Origin of the sequence: Pseudomonas sp. IT-P258 (assembly GCF_949767825.1) — a bacterium.
GTDB lineage: Bacteria > Pseudomonadota > Gammaproteobacteria > Pseudomonadales > Pseudomonadaceae > Aquipseudomonas > Aquipseudomonas monachiensis.
On sequence record NZ_CATKPU010000043.1, the window covers coordinates 591,520 to 612,628 of the forward strand.

The 21,109-nt window shown below is 61.0% G+C and carries 20 protein-coding genes; 6 read left to right on the plus strand and 14 right to left on the minus strand.

The window, feature by feature from the left end; translation table 11 throughout:
• The first annotated feature begins 76 nt into the window (after positions 1-76).
• The gene (locus ACM6G4_RS18540) at positions 77-1,273 is read left to right on the plus strand and encodes a multidrug effflux MFS transporter (RefSeq protein ID WP_414914288.1); all 1,197 of its coding nucleotides are present in this window, start codon (positions 77-79) and stop codon (positions 1,271-1,273) included.
• A gap of 8 nt (positions 1,274-1,281) precedes the next feature.
• On the opposite strand, the gene ACM6G4_RS18545 is transcribed toward ACM6G4_RS18540, so the two are convergent.
• Both ACM6G4_RS18545 and ACM6G4_RS18550 read right to left on the minus strand, forming a co-directional pair.
• Positions 1,282-1,455 (minus strand): hypothetical protein, encoded by a 174-nt coding sequence (locus ACM6G4_RS18545; RefSeq protein ID WP_008050343.1) that lies wholly within the window; start codon positions 1,453-1,455, stop codon positions 1,282-1,284.
• Between the two features lie 237 nt (positions 1,456-1,692).
• Complete coding sequence (locus ACM6G4_RS18550) at positions 1,693-2,706, minus strand: zinc-binding alcohol dehydrogenase family protein (RefSeq protein ID WP_414914289.1); 1,014 nt, start codon at positions 2,704-2,706, stop codon at positions 1,693-1,695.
• Between the two features lie 124 nt (positions 2,707-2,830).
• Between ACM6G4_RS18550 and ACM6G4_RS18555 the strand changes: the two genes are divergently transcribed.
• Both ACM6G4_RS18555 and ACM6G4_RS18560 read left to right on the plus strand, forming a co-directional pair.
• Complete coding sequence (locus ACM6G4_RS18555) at positions 2,831-3,760, plus strand: LysR family transcriptional regulator (RefSeq protein WP_056725223.1); 930 nt, start codon at positions 2,831-2,833, stop codon at positions 3,758-3,760.
• A gap of 314 nt (positions 3,761-4,074) precedes the next feature.
• Entirely contained in the window at positions 4,075-4,809 is a 735-nt protein-coding gene (locus ACM6G4_RS18560; protein WP_056725222.1) for a helix-turn-helix domain-containing protein, read from the plus strand.
• 54 nt (positions 4,810-4,863) lie between these two features.
• On the opposite strand, the gene ACM6G4_RS18565 is transcribed toward ACM6G4_RS18560, so the two are convergent.
• The 6 genes from ACM6G4_RS18565 to ACM6G4_RS18590 form a co-directional block, all read right to left on the minus strand.
• Positions 4,864-5,817 carry an adenosine deaminase gene (locus tag ACM6G4_RS18565; protein ID WP_008021924.1) on the minus strand — a complete coding sequence of 318 codons (954 nt, stop codon included), beginning with the start codon at positions 5,815-5,817 and terminating at the stop codon, positions 4,864-4,866.
• 82 nt (positions 5,818-5,899) lie between these two features.
• Positions 5,900-6,865 carry an isopenicillin N synthase family dioxygenase gene (locus ACM6G4_RS18570; RefSeq protein WP_056725221.1) on the minus strand — a complete coding sequence of 322 codons (966 nt, stop codon included), beginning with the start codon at positions 6,863-6,865 and terminating at the stop codon, positions 5,900-5,902.
• Positions 6,866-7,025: 160 nt separating this feature from the next.
• Positions 7,026-8,108: a BMP family ABC transporter substrate-binding protein gene (locus ACM6G4_RS18575; RefSeq protein WP_056725220.1), complete on the minus strand. Its 1,083-nt coding sequence runs from the start codon at positions 8,106-8,108 to the stop codon at positions 7,026-7,028.
• A gap of 245 nt (positions 8,109-8,353) precedes the next feature.
• A complete protein-coding gene (locus tag ACM6G4_RS18580) occupies positions 8,354-9,712 on the minus strand; it encodes an 8-oxoguanine deaminase (RefSeq protein ID WP_008050330.1) in 1,359 nt (452 codons plus the stop codon).
• A gap of 163 nt (positions 9,713-9,875) precedes the next feature.
• Positions 9,876-10,565 (minus strand): SDR family oxidoreductase, encoded by a 690-nt coding sequence (locus ACM6G4_RS18585; RefSeq protein WP_414914290.1) that lies wholly within the window; start codon positions 10,563-10,565, stop codon positions 9,876-9,878.
• 19 nt (positions 10,566-10,584) lie between these two features.
• Positions 10,585-10,941: a MerR family transcriptional regulator gene (locus tag ACM6G4_RS18590; protein WP_056726313.1), complete on the minus strand. Its 357-nt coding sequence runs from the start codon at positions 10,939-10,941 to the stop codon at positions 10,585-10,587.
• Positions 10,942-11,023: 82 nt separating this feature from the next.
• Between ACM6G4_RS18590 and ACM6G4_RS18595 the strand changes: the two genes are divergently transcribed.
• Positions 11,024-11,461, plus strand: coding sequence for a hypothetical protein (locus ACM6G4_RS18595; RefSeq protein WP_056725218.1), 438 nt, complete (start codon positions 11,024-11,026; stop codon positions 11,459-11,461).
• 64 nt (positions 11,462-11,525) lie between these two features.
• Here the strand turns inward: ACM6G4_RS18595 and ACM6G4_RS18600 are convergent, their stop codons facing one another.
• The 6 genes from ACM6G4_RS18600 to ACM6G4_RS18625 all read right to left on the minus strand — a co-directional run bounded on the left by ACM6G4_RS18600 (position 11,526) and on the right by ACM6G4_RS18625 (position 17,906).
• On the minus strand, positions 11,526-12,452 hold the full coding sequence (locus ACM6G4_RS18600; RefSeq protein ID WP_414914291.1) for an ABC transporter permease: 927 nt from the start codon (positions 12,450-12,452) through the stop codon (positions 11,526-11,528).
• Entirely contained in the window at positions 12,452-13,558 is a 1,107-nt protein-coding gene (locus ACM6G4_RS18605; protein ID WP_056725216.1) for an ABC transporter permease, read from the minus strand. Before ACM6G4_RS18605 ends, ACM6G4_RS18600 begins: the two co-directional genes overlap by 1 nt.
• Before the next feature lie 11 nt (positions 13,559-13,569).
• Positions 13,570-15,135: an ABC transporter ATP-binding protein gene (locus tag ACM6G4_RS18610; protein ID WP_414914292.1), complete on the minus strand. Its 1,566-nt coding sequence runs from the start codon at positions 15,133-15,135 to the stop codon at positions 13,570-13,572.
• 539 nt (positions 15,136-15,674) lie between these two features.
• Positions 15,675-16,256: an IMPACT family protein gene (locus ACM6G4_RS18615; RefSeq protein ID WP_056725214.1), complete on the minus strand. Its 582-nt coding sequence runs from the start codon at positions 16,254-16,256 to the stop codon at positions 15,675-15,677.
• Between the two features lie 6 nt (positions 16,257-16,262).
• Positions 16,263-16,913 carry a TetR/AcrR family transcriptional regulator gene (locus tag ACM6G4_RS18620; RefSeq protein WP_008050321.1) on the minus strand — a complete coding sequence of 217 codons (651 nt, stop codon included), beginning with the start codon at positions 16,911-16,913 and terminating at the stop codon, positions 16,263-16,265.
• A gap of 72 nt (positions 16,914-16,985) precedes the next feature.
• Positions 16,986-17,906: a LysR family transcriptional regulator gene (locus tag ACM6G4_RS18625; RefSeq protein WP_007971880.1), complete on the minus strand. Its 921-nt coding sequence runs from the start codon at positions 17,904-17,906 to the stop codon at positions 16,986-16,988.
• Positions 17,907-18,045: 139 nt separating this feature from the next.
• Between ACM6G4_RS18625 and ACM6G4_RS18630 the strand changes: the two genes are divergently transcribed.
• Both ACM6G4_RS18630 and ACM6G4_RS18635 read left to right on the plus strand, forming a co-directional pair.
• A complete protein-coding gene (locus ACM6G4_RS18630; RefSeq protein WP_056725210.1) occupies positions 18,046-19,395 on the plus strand; it encodes an aspartate aminotransferase family protein in 1,350 nt (449 codons plus the stop codon).
• A 74-nt stretch (positions 19,396-19,469) separates the two neighbouring features.
• A complete protein-coding gene (locus tag ACM6G4_RS18635) occupies positions 19,470-20,963 on the plus strand; it encodes a CoA-acylating methylmalonate-semialdehyde dehydrogenase (protein ID WP_414914293.1) in 1,494 nt (497 codons plus the stop codon).
• The last annotated feature ends 146 nt before the right edge of the window (positions 20,964-21,109 follow it).

Consider the following 21,109-nt stretch of genomic DNA (forward strand, 5'->3'; position numbering starts at 1 on the left):
GAGCTACCGGAATGTTCAAGGCGTCCATGCGCGGCTAGACTGTCGGGCTGCCGACCTCTGCCCCACTGGATGCCTGATGAACTTTCGTACCATTCTGATTCTCGGCGCCTTGAGCGCTTTCGGTCCGCTGGCGATCGATTTCTACCTTCCGGCCTTCCCGGCCATGGCCCAGGCTTTCGGGACGGACGAAAATCACGTTCAGATGACGTTGGCGGTGTACTTCCTCGGCTTGTCCATCGGTCAGTTGGCCTATGGCCCGGTGGCGGATCGTTTCGGGCGACGCATTCCGTTGCTCATCGGTGTCGGCCTGTTCACCGCTGCATCCGTGGCGTGTGCCTATGCACCAAACCTGGAATGGCTGATCGGCGCGCGTTTCATCCAGGCGTTGGGCGGCTGCGCGGGGATGGTGATATCCCGGGCGGTGGTCAGCGACAAGTGTGATGCTGTAGGGTCGGCGAAAGTCTTTTCGCAGCTGATGCTGGTGATGGGGCTTGCCCCCATCCTCGCGCCATTGCTGGGTGGGTTGTTGGTCAACACCACAGGCTGGCAGTCGATCTTCCTGGCCTTGACCGGTTTCAGTGCGCTGGCGGGGCTGGCGGTTGCGACGGGATTGCCGGAAAGCATGCCGGCCCACATGCCGCGTCAACCGTTGTCGGGTGCGCTGCGTCAGTACGGCCGGTTGTTGGCTGACCCGATATTTCTTGGCCATGCCCTGACCGGGGGCATCGCCATCGCCGGGATGTTTGCCTACATCGCCGGTTCACCGTTCGTGTTCATCAAACTCTATGGCGTCCCGGCGGAACATTTCGGCTGGCTGTTCGGCATCAATGCGGCGGGCTTCATTCTGGTGGCGCAGGTCAACGCCCGCTTGCTGGCCAAACGTGGCCCGGCGTTTTTGCTGGCGCGCGCCGTGTGGGTTTACCTGGCGGCCGGACTGACGCTGTTCGCGATCAGCTCCCTGCACACCGCTCAACTGTGGCCGGTGTTGCTCCCGTTGTTCGTCTGCATTGCCAGCCTCGGCTGCATCCTGCCCAACGCCTCGGCCTGTGCGATGAACGGGCAGGGCGCACGGGCCGGCAGCGCGTCGGCGCTGCTCGGTTGCCTGCAATTCAGCGTGGCTGCCGGCGCCTCCGCACTGGTGGGCGTGCTGCACGACGGCAGCGCCGTGCCGATGGCCATGGTCATCAGCCTGTGTGGAATTCTGGTGGTGAGCGCAGCGGTGCTCACCCGGCGGTTGCAAAATGCCCGGGCGTTGGCGCAAGCCCAGGTTTGAGGCCGGAGTCAGCCGGCTGCACGCTGCGCAAGGAGGACGGGAATCTGGTGAGGGGCCTGGATGCGGGCTTCAAGGGTGCGCGTGAAAGCGCGCGCTTCTGCTTCGCTGCGGAACGTCACAGCATGTTGGTCTAAGCGAACTTGCCATTGGGATTTTGCCAGTTCTTTTATCAGGATCTTCATAGCCGAACTCCTCTCGCAAAAGATGTCTCGTAAAAGAATGCCTCGCAGGAGATTCGATTGTAGTCCCGTATACGGTCACCATTGTGACAAGGATCAACTGTCTGACTGACGGTTTGTAACTAAAAAAAACGCGGCTTTTTCGAGGGGGCCACAGAGGCTGCCTGCGACCGGGATTGCCCGGTCGCAGGCGGAAAACAGCGGAAAGCGATGAAATCAGCGGTGGTTTTTTTCAGCGCTTCAGAATCCTTCCAGCACAATCTTGCCTTTGGCCTTGCCGCTTTCCAGCAGGGCATGGGCCCGGCGCAGATTGGCCGCGTTGATCGTCCCGAAGTGTTCGCCAACCGTGGTTTTCAATGTCCCGGCATCGATCAACCCGGCGACGCGATTGAGCAGGTTGTGCTGCTCGATCATGTCCGCGGTTTCAAACAGCGAACGGGTGTACATGAACTCCCAGTGCAGTGACAGGCTCTTGCGCTTGAGCTTGGTCACGTCCAGCGACTTGGGATCATCGATCAGCGCCAGTTTGCCTTGGGGTGCCAGAGCCTCGATCAGTTGGTCCAGGTGATGGTCGGTTTGCGTCAGGCTGGCGACGTGGGTGACCTGATCCACACCGGCATGCTTGAGTGCTTCGCTCAGTGGCTGGCTGTGGTCGATCACCAGGTCGGCGCCCAGCTCTTTTACCCAGCTTTGGGTTTGCGCACGCGAAGCGCTGCCGATGACTTTCAGGGCCGTCAGTTGGTGAGCCAGTTGCGTAAGAATCGAGCCCACGCCACCCGCCGCGCCGACGATCAACAGGCTCTGGCCTTCATCGGTTTTGCCTTCGGCTACCTGCAAGCGCTCGAACAACAGTTCCCAGGCAGTGATCGCGGTGAGCGGCAGGGCAGCGGCTTCGGCGAATCCGAGGGTCTTCGGCATGTGGCCGACGATGCGCTCGTCCACCACATGCAACTCGCTGTTGCCGCCCGCACGGGTGATGGAGCCGGCGTAGAACACCTTGTCGCCGACCTTGAACAGCGTCACTTCACTGCCCACGGCCTTGACCACACCGGCCACGTCCCAACCCAGCACCTTGGCCGCGCCGCCCTCAGGCTGGACGTTCTGGCGCACCTTGGTGTCCACCGGGTTGACCGAGATGGCCTTGACTTCCACCAGCAAGTCGCGGGGGCCGGCGACCGGCTCCGGCAGTTCGATGTCTTGCAGCGCCTGGTCGTCACTGATCGGCAACGAGGCGTAGTAGGCAATGGCTTTCATGGGCGGCTCCGGAACACTGATAAAGAAGAGATTCGATGGGGCAGATGATTGGCTATTTCTACTGAAGATAAAACCGGCTAAAAGAGCAGTCTCTTTCAATATTTTTTTGATAATCGGAGCTCTGATGCTGCGTTTCGATGACTTGCAGTTGTTTGTCCGGGCGGCGGACCTGGGCAGTCTGTCCGCCGCTGCGCGGGGCATGGACATGTCAGCGGCGGTGGCCAGCGCGGCGCTCAAGCGCATCGAACAACAACTCGGCGCCCGATTGTTGGCCCGCTCGACCCGCAGCCTGCGCCTGACCGCCGAAGGCGAGGGCTTTCTCGAATACGCCCGCGCGGCCCTGAGCAATCTCGACGAGGGCCGGCGATTGCTGGCCAGTGGTCAGGACCAGGTCAGCGGGGTGCTGCAACTGTCGGCGCCATCGGACTTTGGCCGCAATCTGCTGCTGCCCTGGCTCGACGAGTTTCAACGCGAGCATCCGAAACTCACCGTGCGCCTGCTGCTGGGGGACCGCATCGCCGACCTGTTCCGCCAACCGGTAGACATTGCCCTGCGTTACGGAGAACCAGAGGACTCCAGCCTGGTGGCGCTGCCCATCGCCCCGCAGAACCGCCGGGTGTTGTGCGCCGCTCCCGGCTATCTGGCCCGGCATGGCGAGCCGCGGCATCTGGAGCAACTGGCACAGCACAATTGCCTGTTGTACATGCTCGGCAGCCGGGTCCACGATCACTGGAGTTTTCACGACGGCAAGCGCGAAGTCAGCCTGACCGTCAGCGGCGATCGTTTCAGTGACGATGCCGATGTCGTGCGCCTTTGGGCCGTGGCAGGTGCCGGGATCGCTTACAAGTCCTGGCTCGATGTGGCCGCCGATGTACTGGCCGGCCGCTTGAAGGTGCTGATGCCGGAACTGCTCTGTGAGCGCGCACCGTTGAATCTGTTGTGCGCCCATCGCGCACAGTTGAGTAAGCCGGTGAACCTGTTGCGTGAAATGCTTGCCGGACGATGCGCCCTTTTGAGTAGTCAATTTCCGGGCTTATCGGATATCGATCATTAGTCGCACGAAAAAAGAGAAATTTCCCTCAGGAACGATCACCACCTACGCCGGGCGGAGGAAAGGATCCGCCGACCAACCCGCATATACTAGCGCCCTCATCATGTCAGTAGCGTCGATCCCCAATGGCGGGTCCACGTTCGAGTCGGCCCGGCTGAACGTCATCCTTCTGGCCTACGCAGCATCGACCAGGCAGCGCAAATGAGTGAGCAAGGCGTTGCCGGGCTTATGGCAGTTTCCACGGATTGGCCGACGACACATTACTGGTCAAGATTTCTCTGGGCAGTAGACGAAACGATTCAACAGGGAGTGAATACATGGAACATGCACCTTGCATCAGCCAGATCGCCACGTTGCTGGCTGACCCAAAGCGCAGCGCAATGATGTGGGCCTTGATGGATGGTTCGGCGCGAACAACCGAAGAGTTGGCATTGCTGGCCGGTCTGTCATCGTCGTCGGCCAGTGCACATTTGGGGCGTTTGTCGGCCGGAGGTCTGCTGAAGGTTGAAAACCGCGGCCGCAAACGCTTCTTCCGCCTGGCTGCTCCCGAGGTCGGGGCGGCAATCGAAGCACTGGCCAGCGCGACCTTCGCCAGCGCCCCCCAGGATATTCCGGACGTATTCAAGCGCAATGCGCCTCTGGTCAAACCCCGGGCGGTGCGTTCGCCATTGTTGAGTGCCCGACTGTGTGACGATCACATGGGAGGCACCCTGTCCGCCGATCTGTATCAGCGACTGCTGGAGGCTGGCTGGATCGAGCACTTCGATCAGCGGGTCACGGTCACCCTCAAGGGCGCGACGGAATTGGCGGCACGGGGAGTGTTCATCCAGGCGCTGACCCATCACAACGGCAGGGTTGCCTGCGCGTGCCCTGACTGGAGCGAAAGACGTCCGCACTTGGGTGGCTCGCTGGGCGCGGCATTGTTGCAGTTGTTCATGCAGTCGGGGTGGTTGAGCCTGCCCAACGATTCCCGAGCCTTGCAGGTGACGGCTTCCGGGCAACGCGAGATCTGTCGCTTTGCCCGGGAAACCGAGTTGGAGATGGCGCTTTAGTGCACCGTTGCGGGAGCGAATGTACTCACTCCCACGGGGCATTGGCGCCGAACCTTACGGTTTCACCAACCGCGCATCGAGGCTGTTCTGCGCCAGGCGCCTGGCCTGATCCTGGGTCATGCCCAGATGGGTGTGCAGTGCATGGAAGTTCTCGGTGACATAGCCACCGAAGTACGCCGGGTCATCGGAGTTCACGGTCACTTTCACGCCGCGTTCCAGCATGTCGAGGATGTTGTGCTGTGACATGTGATCGAACACGCAAAGCTTGGTGTTCGACAACGGGCACACGGTCAGCGGGATCTGCTCGTCGATGATTCGCTGCATCAGGCGTTCGTCTTCGATAGCGCGCACGCCATGGTCGATTCGCTGGATTTTCAGCAGGTCGATGGCTTCCCAGATGTACTCGGGCGGGCCTTCTTCACCGGCGTGGGCGACGGTCAGGAAGCCTTCGTGACGGGCACGGTCGAACACGCGCTGGAACTTGCTTGGCGGGTGGCCCATCTCGGAGCTGTCCAGGCCCACGGCGACGAACGCATCGCGGAACGGCAGCGCCTGGTCGAGGGTTTTCTGTGCTTCGTCTTCGCTCAGATGGCGCAGGAAGCTCAGGATCAAGCCACTGGTGATGCCCAGTTGCTGCTCACCATCCTTGAGCGCGGCGGCGATGCCGTTGAGCACCACCTCGAACGGGATGCCACGGTCGGTATGGGTCTGCGGGTCGAAGAACGGTTCGGTGTGAATCACGTTCTGTTCCTTGCAGCGCAGCAGGTACGCCCAGGTCAGGTCATAGAAGTCCTGGGACGTGCGCAGCACATCGGCACCCCGGTAATACAGGTCGAGGAACTCCTGCAGGTTGTTGAAGGCATACGCCTTGCGCAAGGTTTCGACGTCGTTCCATGGCAAGGCAATCTTGTTGCGCTCGGCCAGGGCAAACAACAGCTCGGGCTCCAGCGAGCCTTCCAGGTGCAGGTGCAATTCTGCCTTGGGCAGGGCGTTCAGCCAGTCGTACATAATTCTTTTCTCATCAGGTGCAATGGTCGCCATTCTACAGAGGGTTGCCGCAACAATTGGTAAAACCTGACCAGGCGGTTCATCACATCGTTTCCAGTTCCCGTCGATAAGCGTAAGTATCGGCGAAGCGCGAGAGCAGGAACTCGGCGCAGGTGGTGGCCGGATATTTCGCCGGGTGCAATGCGTCCTGACAGCCGGGCAGGCAGTCGATGCGGGTGTCCGGGTGCGGTTCGGCGAAAAACGGCATCGAGTAACGATCCACGCCGAGGGGGCTGATCACCCGGTGCGGCGTCGACAGGTAACGGTCGTTGCTCCAGCGCGCCATCATGTCGCCGAGGTTGACCACGAACGTACCTTCGATCGGCGGTGCGTCGATCCATTCGCCTTTGACGTTGCGGACCTGCAAGCCACCGGCGGCGTCCTGATAGAGCAGGGTGATACAACCGTAGTCGGTGTGCGCCCCGGCACCTTGCTGCTCTTCGGAACTGGCGGTGTGGCGCGGCGGGTAATGAATCATCCGCAGTACGCTGACCGGGTCATTGAAACGTGTGTCGAAGAAATCGCGCTCAATCCCCAGCGCGATGGTCATGGCCCGCAACAGTGTTTGCGCCAGGGCTTGCATGTCGATGTAGTGCTGTTCCATCAACGCTTCCCAGCCGGGGATGGACGGATGGCGATTGGGCCCGCGCAAGGGTTTTTCCGCCAGTACGTCAGGGTGCCCGGCCGGCAGGTGCAGGCCCATGTCGAAGGTTTCCTTGAGGTCGCTGGGCTTGCTTGGGTCCAATTGCTCGGTGGCAATGGCGCCGTAACCGCGATGGTGACGGGTCTGGGTGATGTCGATCTTGAGCTTTTCGGCGGTGGGTTGGGCGAAGAAGCGCTTGGTATGGTCAAGCAGTTCGTCGATTCGCGCAGTGCTGATCGGGTGGCCCTTGATGTAGAAAAATCCCCACTCGCGGCAGGCGAGGTCGATTTGCCCGGCCACGGCTGGCCAGGCGGATGGGTCGTCGCTGTAGAGCGGGGTAATGTCGATGATGGGGAGTTGGTTCATGCGCAGTCCTTAAGAACGCTGAAGATCCAATGTGGGAGCGGGCTTGCTCGCGAAAGCGGTGTATCAGGCGACATCTATATCGACTGTGATGACGCCTTCGCGAGCAAGTCGGATCGCCGCACCGCCGCTCCCACAGGGGAGTTGTGCTGTGGCTGAGAACTTACTTCGGAATCTCGGCCTTCATGCCTTCCACGTAGTAATTCATCGACGCCAGTTCCGCCGTGGTCGCGCTCGCGCCCGCCGGGATTTTCTCGACCCCGGCCTGATCCTTGATCGGCCCGGTGAACAGTTGCAGCGCACCGCTCTTGATGTCGGCAATGAGCTGCTCGGCTTCGCTCTTCACCGACGCAGGCACCAGGTCGCTGATCGGCAGCTCAACGGTGCCTTCCTTCAAACCGCCCCAATAGTCCTGGGGTTTCCAGTCATGGTCGATCACGCTTTGGGTTGCCTGGACGTAGTGCGGGCCCCAGTCGTTGACGATGGAGGTCAGCACCGCTTTCGGCCCGAAGTGCGCCATGTCCGAAGCGTAGCCCACGGCATACACGCCGCGACGTTCGGCGGCCTGGATCGGCGCGGGGCTGTCGGTGTGCTGGAACACCACGTCCACGCCCTGGTCGATCAGTGCGTTGGCGGCGTCCGCTTCCTTGCCCGGATCGAACCACGAGTTGACCCACACCACCTTGATCTCGGTGCCGGGGTTGTACTTGTTCAGGGCCAGTTGGATGGCATTGATGTCGCGGATCACTTCCGGGATCGGGAACGAGGCGACGTAGCCGATTTTTTTGGTCTTGGTCATCTTCGCCGCGAGGAAGCCACCGACGTAGCGGCCCTCGTATGTCCGCGCCAGGTAAGTGCCGAGGTTCTTGTCCTGCTTGTAGCCGGTGGCGTGTTCGAAGGTCACCTTGGGAAACTGTTTGGCGACTTTCACGGTCGGGTTCATGTAGCCGAAGGAGGTGGTGAAGATCAGGTCGTATTTGTCCTTGGCCATGTTGCGGATCACTCGCTCGGCGTCGGCGCCTTCGGCGACGTTTTCCACGTAGTTGGTGGTGATCTGCGAGCCGAGTTTTTCCGCGAGTTCCTTGCGCCCCTGTTCATGCTGATACGTCCAGCCGTGGTCACCGATCGGACCGATATAGACGAAGCCGACTTTCAGCGGATCGGCGGCTGCGGCGGTCAGGCTGGCGCTCAAACCGATGGCTGCCGCAACGGCGCAAAGCAGCTTCTTCAACGGACGGTTGTGCATGAATTGGAACTCCATTTTGTTGTGAGGTTGGCTGGGCTCTCTGGCTTGCACAGGGCAATGCAAATTGCTGACCAACAAGACAACAAAACATGAATCCGCGGTGATGCTATCGCGAGCAGGCTCGCGACAGGTCCTTGAAGTCCGATAACAGTGCATGTCCTTGCACGGTTGCCATCCACTGGTGCGCCAATCCACAAAACCAATGTGGGAGCGGGCTTGCTCCCACATGTTTTACTCGGTGTTTGTCAGGTCCCTGCAATCAACTGTCGAGCCGCCTGGCTGTGGTCAGCAATCAAGCCTTTCAGATCCAGCCCTTCGACCTGCCCATCGATCACCCGCCACTTGCCGCCGACCATCACTCGATCCGCGCGATCAGCACCACACAACAGCAGCGCCGAGACCGGATCATGACTGCCGGAGAAGCGCAGTTCATCGAGCTTGAACATCGCCAGGTCGGCCTGCTTGCCCACCGCCAATTCGCCGATATCGGTACGGCCCAGCAGGCTTGCCGAACCCTTGGTCGCCCAGCCCAGCACGCGCTCCGGGGTGATCTTCTCGGCGCCGTAGCGCAGGCGCTGGATGTACAGGGCCTGGCGCGCTTCGAGCATCATGTTCGAGGCATCGTTGGACGCCGAACCGTCCACGCCCAAACCAAGCAAGGCACCGGCATCGGTCAATTCGATGCTCGGGCAGATGCCCGAAGCCAGGCGCATGTTCGAACTCGGGCAATGGCAAATGCCGGTGCCGGCGGCGCCGAGGCGGGCGATTTCGTCCGGGTTGAAATGGATGCCATGGGCCAGCCAGGTGCGCGGGCCGAGCCAGCCGACACTGTCCAGATAGTCCACGGTGCGCAGGCCGAAGCGTTGCAGGCAGAAATCCTCTTCGTCGAGGGTTTCTGCCAGGTGGGTGTGCAGGCGCACGTCGAGTTTGTTCGCCAGTTCGGCGCTGGCCGACATGATTTCCGGCGTCACCGAGAACGGCGAGCACGGTGCCAGGGCGATCTGGATTTGCGCGCCGTCACCGCGTTCGTGGTACTCGGCGATCAGGCGCTGGCTATCGGCGAGGATCACTTCGCCTTCCTGCACGGTCTGTTGCGGCGGCAAGCCACCGTCCTTTTCGCCGAGGCTCATGGAACCGCGGGTGAGCATGGCGCGCATGCCCAGCTCGCGAACGCTTTCGACTTGCACGTCGATCGCGTTTTCCAGACCTTCCGGGAACAGGTAGTGGTGGTCGGCGGCGGTGGTGCAACCGGACAGCAGTAATTCAGCCAACGCGACCTTAGTGGCGAGGGCGAGTTTTTCCGGGGTCAGGCGTGCCCAGACCGGGTACAGGGTTTTCAGCCACGGGAACAGCGGCTGATTGACCACCGGCGCCCAGGCGCGGGTCAGGGTTTGATAGAAGTGGTGATGGGTGTTGATCAGGCCCGGCAGGATCACATGTTCGCGGGCATCGAACACTTCATTGCACGGGGCGGACGGTTGTTGACCGGCGCCGAGTACTTCGACGATCAAACCGTCTTGCAGCACCAGGCCACCACGGGCATCGAGACCGTTGGAGGTGAAAATGGCGAGGGGATTCTTTAACCAGGTACGGGTCGCAGGCATGTTGGCCGGCTCCTCTGAAAGTTGGGTTCAGGGTTGCCAGCTCAGTGTTGCCCTGTCTGCTGATCCAGGTTCGCCGGGGAGGCGAGGTGCGAAGTGTCGATCAAAACGCTCTGGCGGGCAAGCCCAACCCGACAGGACAACACCCCCCTGTGGGCGGCGGTGATTACCAGGGAATGGTTTCGCCCCGGTAATTGATGAAGTGATGCCCGCCCTTGCCGACATACGCATTCACCTGATCGACCAGGCCACGGGTGCTGGTTTCCACGTCAATGTCCGCGCCTTCACCCCCCATGTCGGTTTTCACCCAGCCCGGGTGCAGCGACAGCACGGTGAGCCCGGTTTCGCCCAACTGAGTGACGAAGCTGTTGGTCATGGAATTCAGCGCCGCCTTGCTGGCCTTGTACAGGGCCAGTTCCGGCGCATCGGGCATGGTCACGCTGCCCAGCACCGAACTCATGAACGCCAGCACGCCGGTGTCCGGGCGGATCCGGTCGACAAAACGCTGGGCCAGGTTGATTGGCGCCACGGCGTTGGTGAAAAACAGCTGGCCGACTTCGGCCATTGTCGCGCCGCCGTTCGGCGTCTGGACCTCCGGCCCCTTGACCCCGGCATTGACGAACAACAGGTCAAACACATCGGCCTTGAGTTGTTGGCTCAGGGCGGACACTGCCTGCTGATCGTCCATGTCGAGCTTTTCGATCCGCACATCGCCCAGGGCCTGCAAGGCTTCGGCTTTTTGCGGGTCGCGCACGGTGGCGGTGACTTGCCACCCATCGGCCAGCAGGGTTTTCACCAGCCCGAGGCCAAGCCCCCGGGAGGCGCCAATGATGAGTGCGGTTTTTGCCTTGGACATGAGTGGCTTCCTTGAAAGGTCAGGATTGTGGATTCAATGGACACTGTTGCCCGAGCCGTTGTTGCAACTCTTCGCGCAGCGCGCCGAGTTCGGCCATGCGGGTTTCGATCAGTTTGAGTTTGTCTTGCAGCAGCTGCGTGACGGCGGTGTCCGGATCGGGCGATTGCCAGATTGTAGCGACGCTGTTGCCGATCTCGCCGAGGGTAAAGCCCAGTCGTTGAGCGGTCTTGATGTATTGCACCAGTTGCACCACGTCTGGCGGATAGTCGCGATACCCGTTGGCGCTGCGTTGTGCCGCAATCAATCCGCGCTGCTCGTAGAAGCGCAGCGTGTCGCGGCTGACGGCGCTGGCCTGGGCTAATTCACCGATGCGCATCATGACGTCTCGAGGGGGCTTGACCCTGGAGCATACTCCAGGCTTTAGCCTTGTTGCTCCCTGGATTGATGGAGCAATGTCGATGTGGACTACAACGCAATATCGCCGGTTGGTGCAAGGCAGTGCCTGGTATGACCTGATCGTGACGGTCGCGTTCGTCACGCCGTGGAGTTTTGCTGCGTTGCATGGTCTTTTGACAGGGGTGAGCCAGGCGCTGAGTTTGCCCGGTGAGCTGCCACCGTTCGAACCGGTGCACATGCTGATGGCGAATCTGCTGGGGTCGATTGTCTGCGTATGGGCGGTGCTGCGGATTCGTGATCCGCAGCAGGTTTATGGGCGCTATGACGCCGTGGCCAGGTTTCTGTTCTCGACCTGGCAGGGTTATGCCCTGATCCAGGGCGCGAGTTCGCTGCTGGTGGTTTTTCTGGTGTTTGAATTGGCATGGGGCGTGGTTCAGGTGTTGCCTGTTCGGACGCCTTCGTCGGAACGCCGCCCGGAGCAAGCCCGCTCCCACATTTGACCGAGTTCACACCCATCCAGTGTGGGAGCGGGCTTGCTCGCGAAGAGGCCAGACCAGACAACCACTAATGCCCAGCCTGCCACGGCTGCCCCAATGACACTGGCGCATACAACCGTGTGCGCAGCGCATCCCGTGACAGCAGCACCAGCACCACAATGGTCGCGACATACGGCAGCATCGCCAGCAGACTGGACTCAATCGCCAGTCCCAATCCCTGCGCCACCAGGTGCAGGATGCTGGCGAGCCCGAACAGGTAGGCGCCGAGCAGCAGGCGCCACACCCGCCAACTGGCGAACACCACCAGCGCCAGGGCAATCCAGCCACGCCCGGCGCTCATGTTCTCCGCCCACATTGGTGTGTAAGCCAGGGACAGATATGCCCCGGCCAACCCAGCCATCGCACCGCCGAACAACACCGCCAGCGTGCGCACAGCCAGCACCGGCAAGCCCATGGCGCTGGCCGCATCCGGGTTTTCCCCGACCGCCTGGATGATCAGCCCGGCGCGGCTTTTCAGAATCACCCAGGCCACCAGCGCAAACAGCGCGAACGACAGATACACCAACAGGTCCTGGGCAAACAGCATCCGCCCGATCAGCGGGATTTCACTCAGGTAGGGAATCGCCATCGGCTCGAACCCCGCCAGTGGTTTGCCGACCCACGCTGAGCCGACGAAGGTCGACAGGCCCACGCCGAAAATTGTCAGGGCCAGGCCGGTGGCCACCTGATTGGCGTTGAACACCAGTGCCACCAGGGCAAACAGCGATGACAACAGCATCCCGGCGAGCATCGCCAGCAACACGCCGAGCCACAGGTGGCCGGTGTTGAACGCGACGATGAAACCGATCACCGCGCCAAACAGCATCATGCCTTCCTGGCCGAGGTTGAGGACGCCGCTTTTCTCGCAGATCAGTTCCCCCAGCGCCACCAGCAGCAACGGCGTACCGCAGCGGACCATGGCGTAGAAAATATTGCTCAGCAGATCGATATCCATCACAGCGCTCCTGCTTGTACGGCGGTGGTTTGTGCGCGGCGGGTCCAGCGCAGGTTCAAGCGCGGTCGGTAGAGGATCAGCACATCACTGGCCAGCAGGAAAAACAGCATCATGCCCTGGAACAATTGGGTGATCGCTTGCGGCAGGTTCAGGCTCATTTGTGCGCTTTCGCCGCCGATGTACAGCAGCGCCATCAACAGGCTGGAAAACAATATGCCGACAGGATTCAGACGGCCGAGAAATGCCACGGTGATCGCCGCATAGCCGTAGCCCGGCGAGACCTGCGGCACCAGTTGGCCGATGGGGCCGGTAACTTCGCAAACACCGGCAAGCCCCGCCAGGCCGCCGCTGATCAACAGAGCGAGCCAGATCAGACGCTTCTGGCGAAAGCCGACGAAACCGGCGGCCCGCTTGTCCAGCCCGAGCACCTTGATCTGGAAACCGACAAAGCTTTTTTGCAACAACACCCACACGGTCACCAACACGAGCAGGGCGAAGTAAACCCCGGCGTGGACCCGGCCATCTTCCATCAGCAGCGGCAAGCGGCTGGCGTCGCCGAACATCGCCGATTGCGGAAAATTGAAACCTTCCGGATCTTTCAGTGGCCCGTGCACGCAATACAACAAAAGGTTCAGGGCGATGTAATTGAGCATGATGCTGGTGAGGATCTCATTGGCGTTGAAGCGCGTGCGCAACCACGCCGTCAGCCCGGCCCACGCAGCTCCGGCCAAGGTGCCGGTGAGCAAGATCAGCACCAGCGCCCAGCGACTTTGCATGTCGACGATGTTCACTGCCAGCGCACTGCCGGCCAACGCACCGAGCAGCAGTTGACCTTCGGCACCGATGTTCCAGATGCGCGCCTGATAGGCGACGGCCAGGCCCAATGCGCAGAGCAGAATCGGCAGGGCTTTGACCAGCAGTTCAGATACGCCATACAGGTCGCTGACCGGTGCAATCAGCAAGGTGTGCAAGGTCAACAGCGGGTCGTGCCCGAGCGCGATAAACAATAAGGATCCACAGCCCAGGGTCAGTGCAGCCGCCAGCAACGGCGAGCACCACAGCATCAGGCGCGATTGCTGGCCGCGGGGTTCAAGAGAAAGCAGCATGTGACACTCCGTTAACGCGTGGCGGATGCGAGTGATTGAGGGGCACCGAACTGGCCGGCCATCCAGCCGCCGACATCGCTCAGGCGGGTATCGACGGTAGCGTGGAGCGCCGACAGTCGACCGCCGCACAGGGCGCCAAGGCGGTCGCTGATCTGGAACAGTTCGTCGAGGTCTTCGGAGATCACCAGGATCGCCGCGCCGGCATCGCGCAAGGCAATCAAGGCGCGGTGAATGGTGGCGGCGGCGCCGACGTCCACGCCCCAGGTCGGGTGTGCGGCGACCAGCAGTTTCGGACGCTGAAGGATTTCCCGGCCAAGGATGAATTTCTGCAAATTGCCCCCGGACAGGCTGCGGGCCGGCGCCTGGCTATCGGGTGTCTTGACCCCGAAACGGCGGATGATTTCCTCGGCCAGTGCTTCGACTTTGCCGCGCCGGATCAGGCCGTTGCTCACCAATCCTTGCTGGAAAGCGGTCAGCAGCGCGTTGTCCGCCAGGCTCAGCTCCGGCACCGCACCATGACCCAGGCGTTCGGCGGGGACGAACGCCAGGCCGAGTTGGCGGCGAGCATCGGGACGCAAATGGGCGACTGGCTCCCGGCCAAAACTTATCGTTGCGCTGGCGTTGCGGGGCAACAGTTCTTCGCCGCTGAGCAAGGCCAGCAACTCATCCTGGCCATTGCCGGCGACACCGGCGATGCCGACAATTTCACCGCGGCGCACTTCAAGGTCGATGTTGGCAAGCGAGCAGCCGAACGGGTCCGGGTTGTGCCAGGACAAGCCACGGACATCAAGGAACGCATCACCTCCGGTAACCTTCGGATAGTCAGCGATCAACTCCGCGGCTTCACCGACCATCAAGCGCGCCAGTTGCTGATCCGAACACTCGGCCGGCACGCAATGCCCGGCCACCCGACCGCCTCGTAAAACCGTTGCACTGTGGCACAACGCGCGCACTTCCCCGAGCTTGTGGCTGATGAACAAAATGCTGCAGCCTTCGGCGGCGAGCCGGCGCAGGGTAACGAACAAGTCATCGGCCTCCTGCGGGGTCAGCACTGAAGTCGGTTCATCGAGAATCAACAGACGGATGTCCTGCATCAGGCAGCGAATGATTTCCACCCGTTGCCGTTCACCGATCGACAGGCTGTGGACAAGTCGCTCCGGTTCCAGCGCCATGCCATAGCGCCGGGACACTTCGCGAATCTTCGGCTCAAGCTGTCTGGGCGTGCCTGCCGCCGCGCCCATGGCCAGGGCGATGTTCTGCGCCACGCTCAGGGTCTCGAACAGCGAGAAATGCTGGAACACCATGCCGATTCCCAAACCCCGGGCCTGGGCCGGGTTGCGCAGGCTCACCCGCTGACCTTGCCAGATCACTTCGCCGGAATCGGCGTGGGTGACGCCGTAGATGATCTTCATCAGCGTGCTTTTTCCCGCGCCGTTTTCCCCGAGCAGGGCATGGATCTCGCCAGGGGCAATGGTCAGGTCGATGGCATCGTTGGCCAGGCAACCGGGGTAGCGTTTGCTGATTCTGCGCAGTTGCAGGCGCGGAACCGTATCGGGGATTGGAGCGTGATTGGGCATGACAGGCTCAGTGCTGTTGGACTTGTGCCTGTGGATAAAGCAATTTTCTGGCCATTAGGTCAGGAAAACCTCGAAGCCCTGCGAGTAGAGGCGTTGAGTACGCAGCTTTCGGATGCGCTACGCAGAGTCCGGCACCACATGGGGGCAATGGCGCAAATCAAGCCCCTATTTTGCTCGCGTGCTTTTGCTCAAAAAATGAGCAATCAACCACAAGCCATACCGTGCAGGGCGCCGAGACGGCCATGAACGGGTTATCCACAGATTGCTCCACAGTATTTGTGTGCAAGCTCAGAGCACGGGCATAAGCACTGAGTGGCTTTCTTCTAAAGGCGATAAACCGTTGTAACTGTTTGTTTTTATTTGAATTTGATGTGCTTGATGGCAGATTGGACGAAAATTGAGCAAAGTCCGCAAAGCCGCATGACAGAAGGGTTACAGCGGTATGTGCTCAGGTTATCCACAGCCGGGTGCACAGCAGATGTGGGCAAATATGGAATAAGTGAAAAGCCGGCGTGCCCCAAAAGATCGCAGCCTGTGATTCAGCGCTGTAACAGAATGCGCCCGCGACTCAAATCGGCCAGTTGTGACTGCAAGGTGTCGATCTGCGCATCGCCCACGGCCAACAGCAACTCGACACCATTGGCGGTGAAGCTCTCATCCACAACCAATCCACCTGCCTCTGCCACCCGCAGCTTGACCAGGGCCAGCTCGGCAAATCCGCACGCGCAACGCAGCGGAACCCGGCTGATCAGCTCGATCTTCGGCGCAGCTTGCAGGCATTTGTTTGCACCCCCGCCATAGGCTCGGGCGAGCCCCCCGGTGCCCAGTTGGATGCCGCCATACCAGCGAATCACCAGCACCGCGACCTGATCGCAATCCTGTGCCTCGATCGCTGCCAGAATCGGCCGGCCTGCCGTACCGCCGGGCTCGCCATCATCGGTGCTGCGATACTGATCGCCGAGTTTCCAGGCCCAGCAGTTGTGCGAGGCATTCAAGTCGCTGTGCTGTTCAATGAACGCCTGGGCCTCGGCCGGGCTGGAGATCGGCGCGGCGAAGGTCATGAAGCGGCTCTTGCGAATCTCTTCGCGGTATTCGCAAAAACCGCTGAGGGTAAATGGCATAAGTGCTTAGATGGCAGGTTTCAGGCCGCAGCCCTTGAGAATGATGCGGATCAGGTTATCCCCGGCGTCTTCCATGTCTTGCTTGGTCAACCTGGTGCGCCCGGTGACGCGGCAGATCTGCGTGGCGAAGTCGGCGTAGTGCTGGGTGCTGCCCCACAACAGGAAGATCAGGTGTACCGGATCGACCGGGTCCATTTTACCGGCGTCGATCCACGCCTGGAATACGCCCGCACGCCCTTGGAACCAGGCGCGATAATCCTGGTTGAAGTACTCGGTCAGGCACTCGCCGCCGCTGATGACTTCCATGGCAAAAATTCGCGAGGCTTGCGGCTGGCGTCGGGAGAACTCCATTTTCGCGCGGATGTAGCGGGTCAAGGCTTCGCTCGGATCGTCCTCGGCGGTGAGGGTGTTGAAGGTACTGTCCCACAGCTCGATGATGTTGCTCAGCACCGCCACGTACAAACCAAGCTTGTTGGTGAAGTAGTAATGCAGGTTCGCCTTGGGCAGCCCGGCATTCTGGGCGATGGTGTTCATGCTCGTGCCTTTGTACCCGTGACGGGCGAACTCGTCTTCGGCGGCCTTGATGATGGTCTCTTCGTTTTTCTGACGAATGCGGCTGACGGGTTTTGCGCCGTGGGCAGGGACTTCAAAGGTCATAGGCACTTCCGAGAAGATGAGTGGGTGCGGCCAGTGCGTTGATAGCGCACCGGCAGGCTACAGACAAGTCTTTCAGCGCGTCGCCGCCAGACTCTCCAGAAAGCTTTCCAGCACAAGATGCGGGCGACGACCCTTGCGGGTGACCGATGCAAGGCTGAGATCATAGAAACGCGTTTTGGCTTTCAATGCGCGCAACCGGCCTTGCTGCACCCAAAGACTCGCGTAGTGATCCGGCAGGTAACCGATGTAGCGCCCGGTCAGGATCAGGAACGCCATGCCTTCGCGGTCCGAGGCGCTGGCGGTGCAGTTGAGTGCCTGGTAGTGAGCCTGGATTTCCGCCGGCAAACGGAAGGTGGGTGCGATGGCGTCCTGACTGTTCAGGCGTTCGTCGTCCAGTTGCTTGTCGTCGACATAAAACAGCGGGTGCCCGACTGCGCAGTACAACAGCGACCGCTCGCTGTACAGCGGTTGATACTCCAGCCCCGACAGTGCGCTGGCCTGCGGTACCACGCCGACGTGCAGGCGACCGTCGAGCACGCCTTGTTCGACTTCATTGGGCGCGATCATGCGGATCTGGATCTGCACGTCCGGGCCGCGTTCTTTCAATTGCGCAAGGGCATGGGTGATGCGCATGTGGGGCAGGGTGACCAGGTTGTCCGTCAAGCCGATGATCAATTCGCCGCGCAAGTGTTGGTGCAGGCCATTGACCTCGGTGCGGAAGCTTTCCAGTGCACTTAACAGCTGCAACGCCGATTGATAGACCTCGCGGCCTTCTTCGGTCAGGGAAAACCCGGCACGTCCCCGTTGGCACAGGCGCAGACCGAGGCGCTGCTCCAGATCGCTCATCTGCTGGCTGATTGCCGAGCGCCCGATGCCCAGTACGGTTTCCGCCGCAGAGAAGCCGCCGCATTCCACCACGCTGCGGAAAATCCTCAGCAGGCGAATATCAAAGTCGCTGACCTGGGCCAGCGGATCGGGACGGCGAGTGCTCATGCGGGTTACTCAAAAGTTTAGTAATTGGCTGACTGAACATTAGAAGAGTTGCATTTCACAGACTTTATCTCCGTGGCAATTTAGCTGCAACAACGGTTTTCAATCATTACGCCGCTTATTGCCTTGCGAGGTTTTGCCCATGAACTTGCCTGAAAACGCCCCGACTTCCCTGGCCAGCCAGCTCAAGCTCGATGCTCACTGGATGCCTTACACCGCCAACCGCAACTTCCAGCGCGATCCACGGCTGATCGTTGGCGCCGAAGGCAGCTGGCTGATCGACGATAAGGGCCGCAAGGTATATGACTCGCTGTCCGGTCTGTGGACCTGTGGCGCCGGGCACACCCGCAAGGAAATCCAGGAAGCGGTCGCCAAGCAGCTGGGCACCCTCGATTACTCGCCAGCCTTCCAGTACGGTCATCCGCTGTCCTTCCAGCTGGCTGAAAAAATCACCGACCTGACCCCGGGCAACCTGAACCACGTGTTCTTCACCGACTCGGGCTCCGAGTGTGCTGACACTGCCGTGAAGATGGTCCGTGCCTACTGGCGCCTGAAGGGCCAGTCGACCAAGACCAAAATGATCGGCCGTGCCCGTGGTTACCACGGTGTGAACATCGCCGGCACCAGCCTCGGTGGCGTAAACGGCAACCGCAAGCTGTTCGGTCAGGCGATGATGGACGTCGATCACCTGCCGCACACTTTGCTGGCAAGCAACGCTTACTCCCGTGGCATGCCGGAGCAGGGTGGTATCGCCCTGGCTGACGAACTGCTGAAGTTGATCGAACTGCACGATGCGTCGAACATCGCGGCAGTCTTCGTCGAGCCATTGGCCGGTTCCGCTGGCGTGCTGGTTCCGCCTCAGGGTTACCTCAAGCGTCTGCGTGAAATCTGCGACCAGCACAATATCCTGCTGGTGTTCGACGAAGTGATCACCGGTTTCGGCCGTACCGGCACCATGTTCGGTGCTACCACCTTCGGTGTGACCCCGGACCTGATGTGCATCGCCAAGCAAGTCACCAACGGTGCGATCCCGATGGGCGCGGTGATTGCCAGCTCCGAGATCTACCAGACCTTCATGAATCAGCCGACGCCTGAATACGCGGTTGAATTCCCCCATGGCTACACCTATTCCGCGCACCCGGTGGCTTGTGCCGCTGGCCTGGCAGCACTCGACCTGCTGCAAAAGGAAAACCTGGTGCAGAGCGTGGCCGAAGTCGCGCCGCATTTCGAAAACGCGCTGCACGGTCTCAAGGGCACCAAGAACATCATCGACATCCGCAACTTCGGCCTGGCCGGCGCGATCCAGATCGCCCCTCGTGACGGCGATGCCATCGTGCGTCCGTTCGAAGCCGGCATGGCGCTGTGGAAAGCCGGGTTCTACGTACGCTTCGGCGGCGACACCCTGCAGTTCGGCCCAACCTTCAACAGCAAGCCGCAGGACCTGGATCGTCTGTTCGACGCGGTCGGCGAAGTGCTGAGCAAGATCGACTGATCTCTCCTTCTATATACCTACAAGCAACAGGTGCTCCGAAGCGAGCACCTGTGGACAACTTTTCAGGAGCTTCCATGAGCGTTATTCCGCATTTGATCAATGGCGAACTGGTAACCGAGAACGGTCGCGCGGTTGATGTGTTCAACCCGTCTACCGGCCAGGCTATCCACAAGCTGCCGCTGGCGACACGCGAAACCATCCAGAGCGCTATCGACGCGGCCAAGGCTGCATTCCCGGCCTGGCGCAACACGCCGCCGGCCAAGCGTGCCCAAGTGATGTTCCGCTTCAAGCAACTGCTGGAGCAGAACGAAGCGCGCATCTCGCAATTGATCAGCGAAGAGCACGGCAAGACCCTGGAAGATGCGGCCGGTGAACTCAAGCGCGGCATCGAGAACGTCGAGTTCGCTTGCGCGGCTCCGGAAATCCTCAAGGGCGAATACAGCCGTAACGTCGGCCCTAACATCGACGCCTGGTCGGACTTCCAGCCGCTGGGCGTGGTTGCCGGTATCACGCCGTTCAACTTCCCGGCCATGGTGCCGTTGTGGATGTACCCGCTGGCGATCGTCTGCGGCAACTGCTTCATCCTCAAGCCATCCGAGCGCGACCCGAGCTCGACGTTGCTGATCGCCCAGCTGCTGCTGGAGGCTGGTCTGCCGAAAGGCGTGCTGAGCGTGGTGCATGGTGACAAGACTGCGGTGGACGCATTGATCGAAGCGCCGGAAGTCAAAGCGCTGAGTTTCGTTGGTTCGACGCCGATTGCCGAATACATCTATTCCGAAGGCACCAAGCGCGGCAAGCGCGTCCAGGCCCTGGGCGGTGCGAAGAACCATGCGGTGCTGATGCCGGATGCGGATCTGGATAACGCTGTCAGCGCACTGATGGGCGCGGCCTACGGTTCCTGCGGCGAGCGTTGCATGGCGATCTCGGTAGCGGTGTGTGTGGGTGACCAGGTCGCGGATGCATTGGTGGCCAAACTGGTTCCGCAAATCAAGGCGCTGAAAATCGGTGCCGGTACCAACTGCGGCCTGGACATGGGCCCACTGGTGACTGGCCAGGCGCGGGACAAAGTCAGCGGTTATGTAGAAGACGGCGTAGCCGCCGGCGCGACACTGGTGGTGGACGGCCGTGGCCTGACCGTCGCTGGTCACGAGGAAGGCTTCTTCCTGGGTGGTTGCCTGTTCGACAACGTCACGCCAGAAATGCGCATCTATCAAGAAGAGATCTTCGGGCCGGTGCTGTGTGTTGTTCGGGTCAACAGCCTGGAAGAAGCCATGCAACTGATCAACGATCACGAATATGGCAACGGCACCTGCATCTTCACCCGTGACGGCGAAGCGGCGCGGTTGTTCTGCGACGAGATCGAAGTCGGCATGGTCGGTGTCAACGTACCGCTGCCGGTGCCGGTGGCTTATCACAGCTTTGGCGGCTGGAAGCGTTCGCTGTTCGGCGACCTGCACGCCTATGGCCCGGATGGCGTGCGTTTCTATACCCGCCGCAAGGCCATCACCCAGCGCTGGCCGCAGCGTGCGAGCCATGAAGCTTCGCAGTTCGCGTTCCCTAGCTTGTAAGTAGAAGGGTAAAGAAGGCCGGCCCTTGTGGCCGGCCTTCGCGTTTCTGGGGCTTTTTGAACTATATGACAGTTTTATGAAAATAGCTGTTGACGGCAGATTCTGGAGGCCTATAATTCGCCCCACTTCCGGCGCAGTCGAAACGA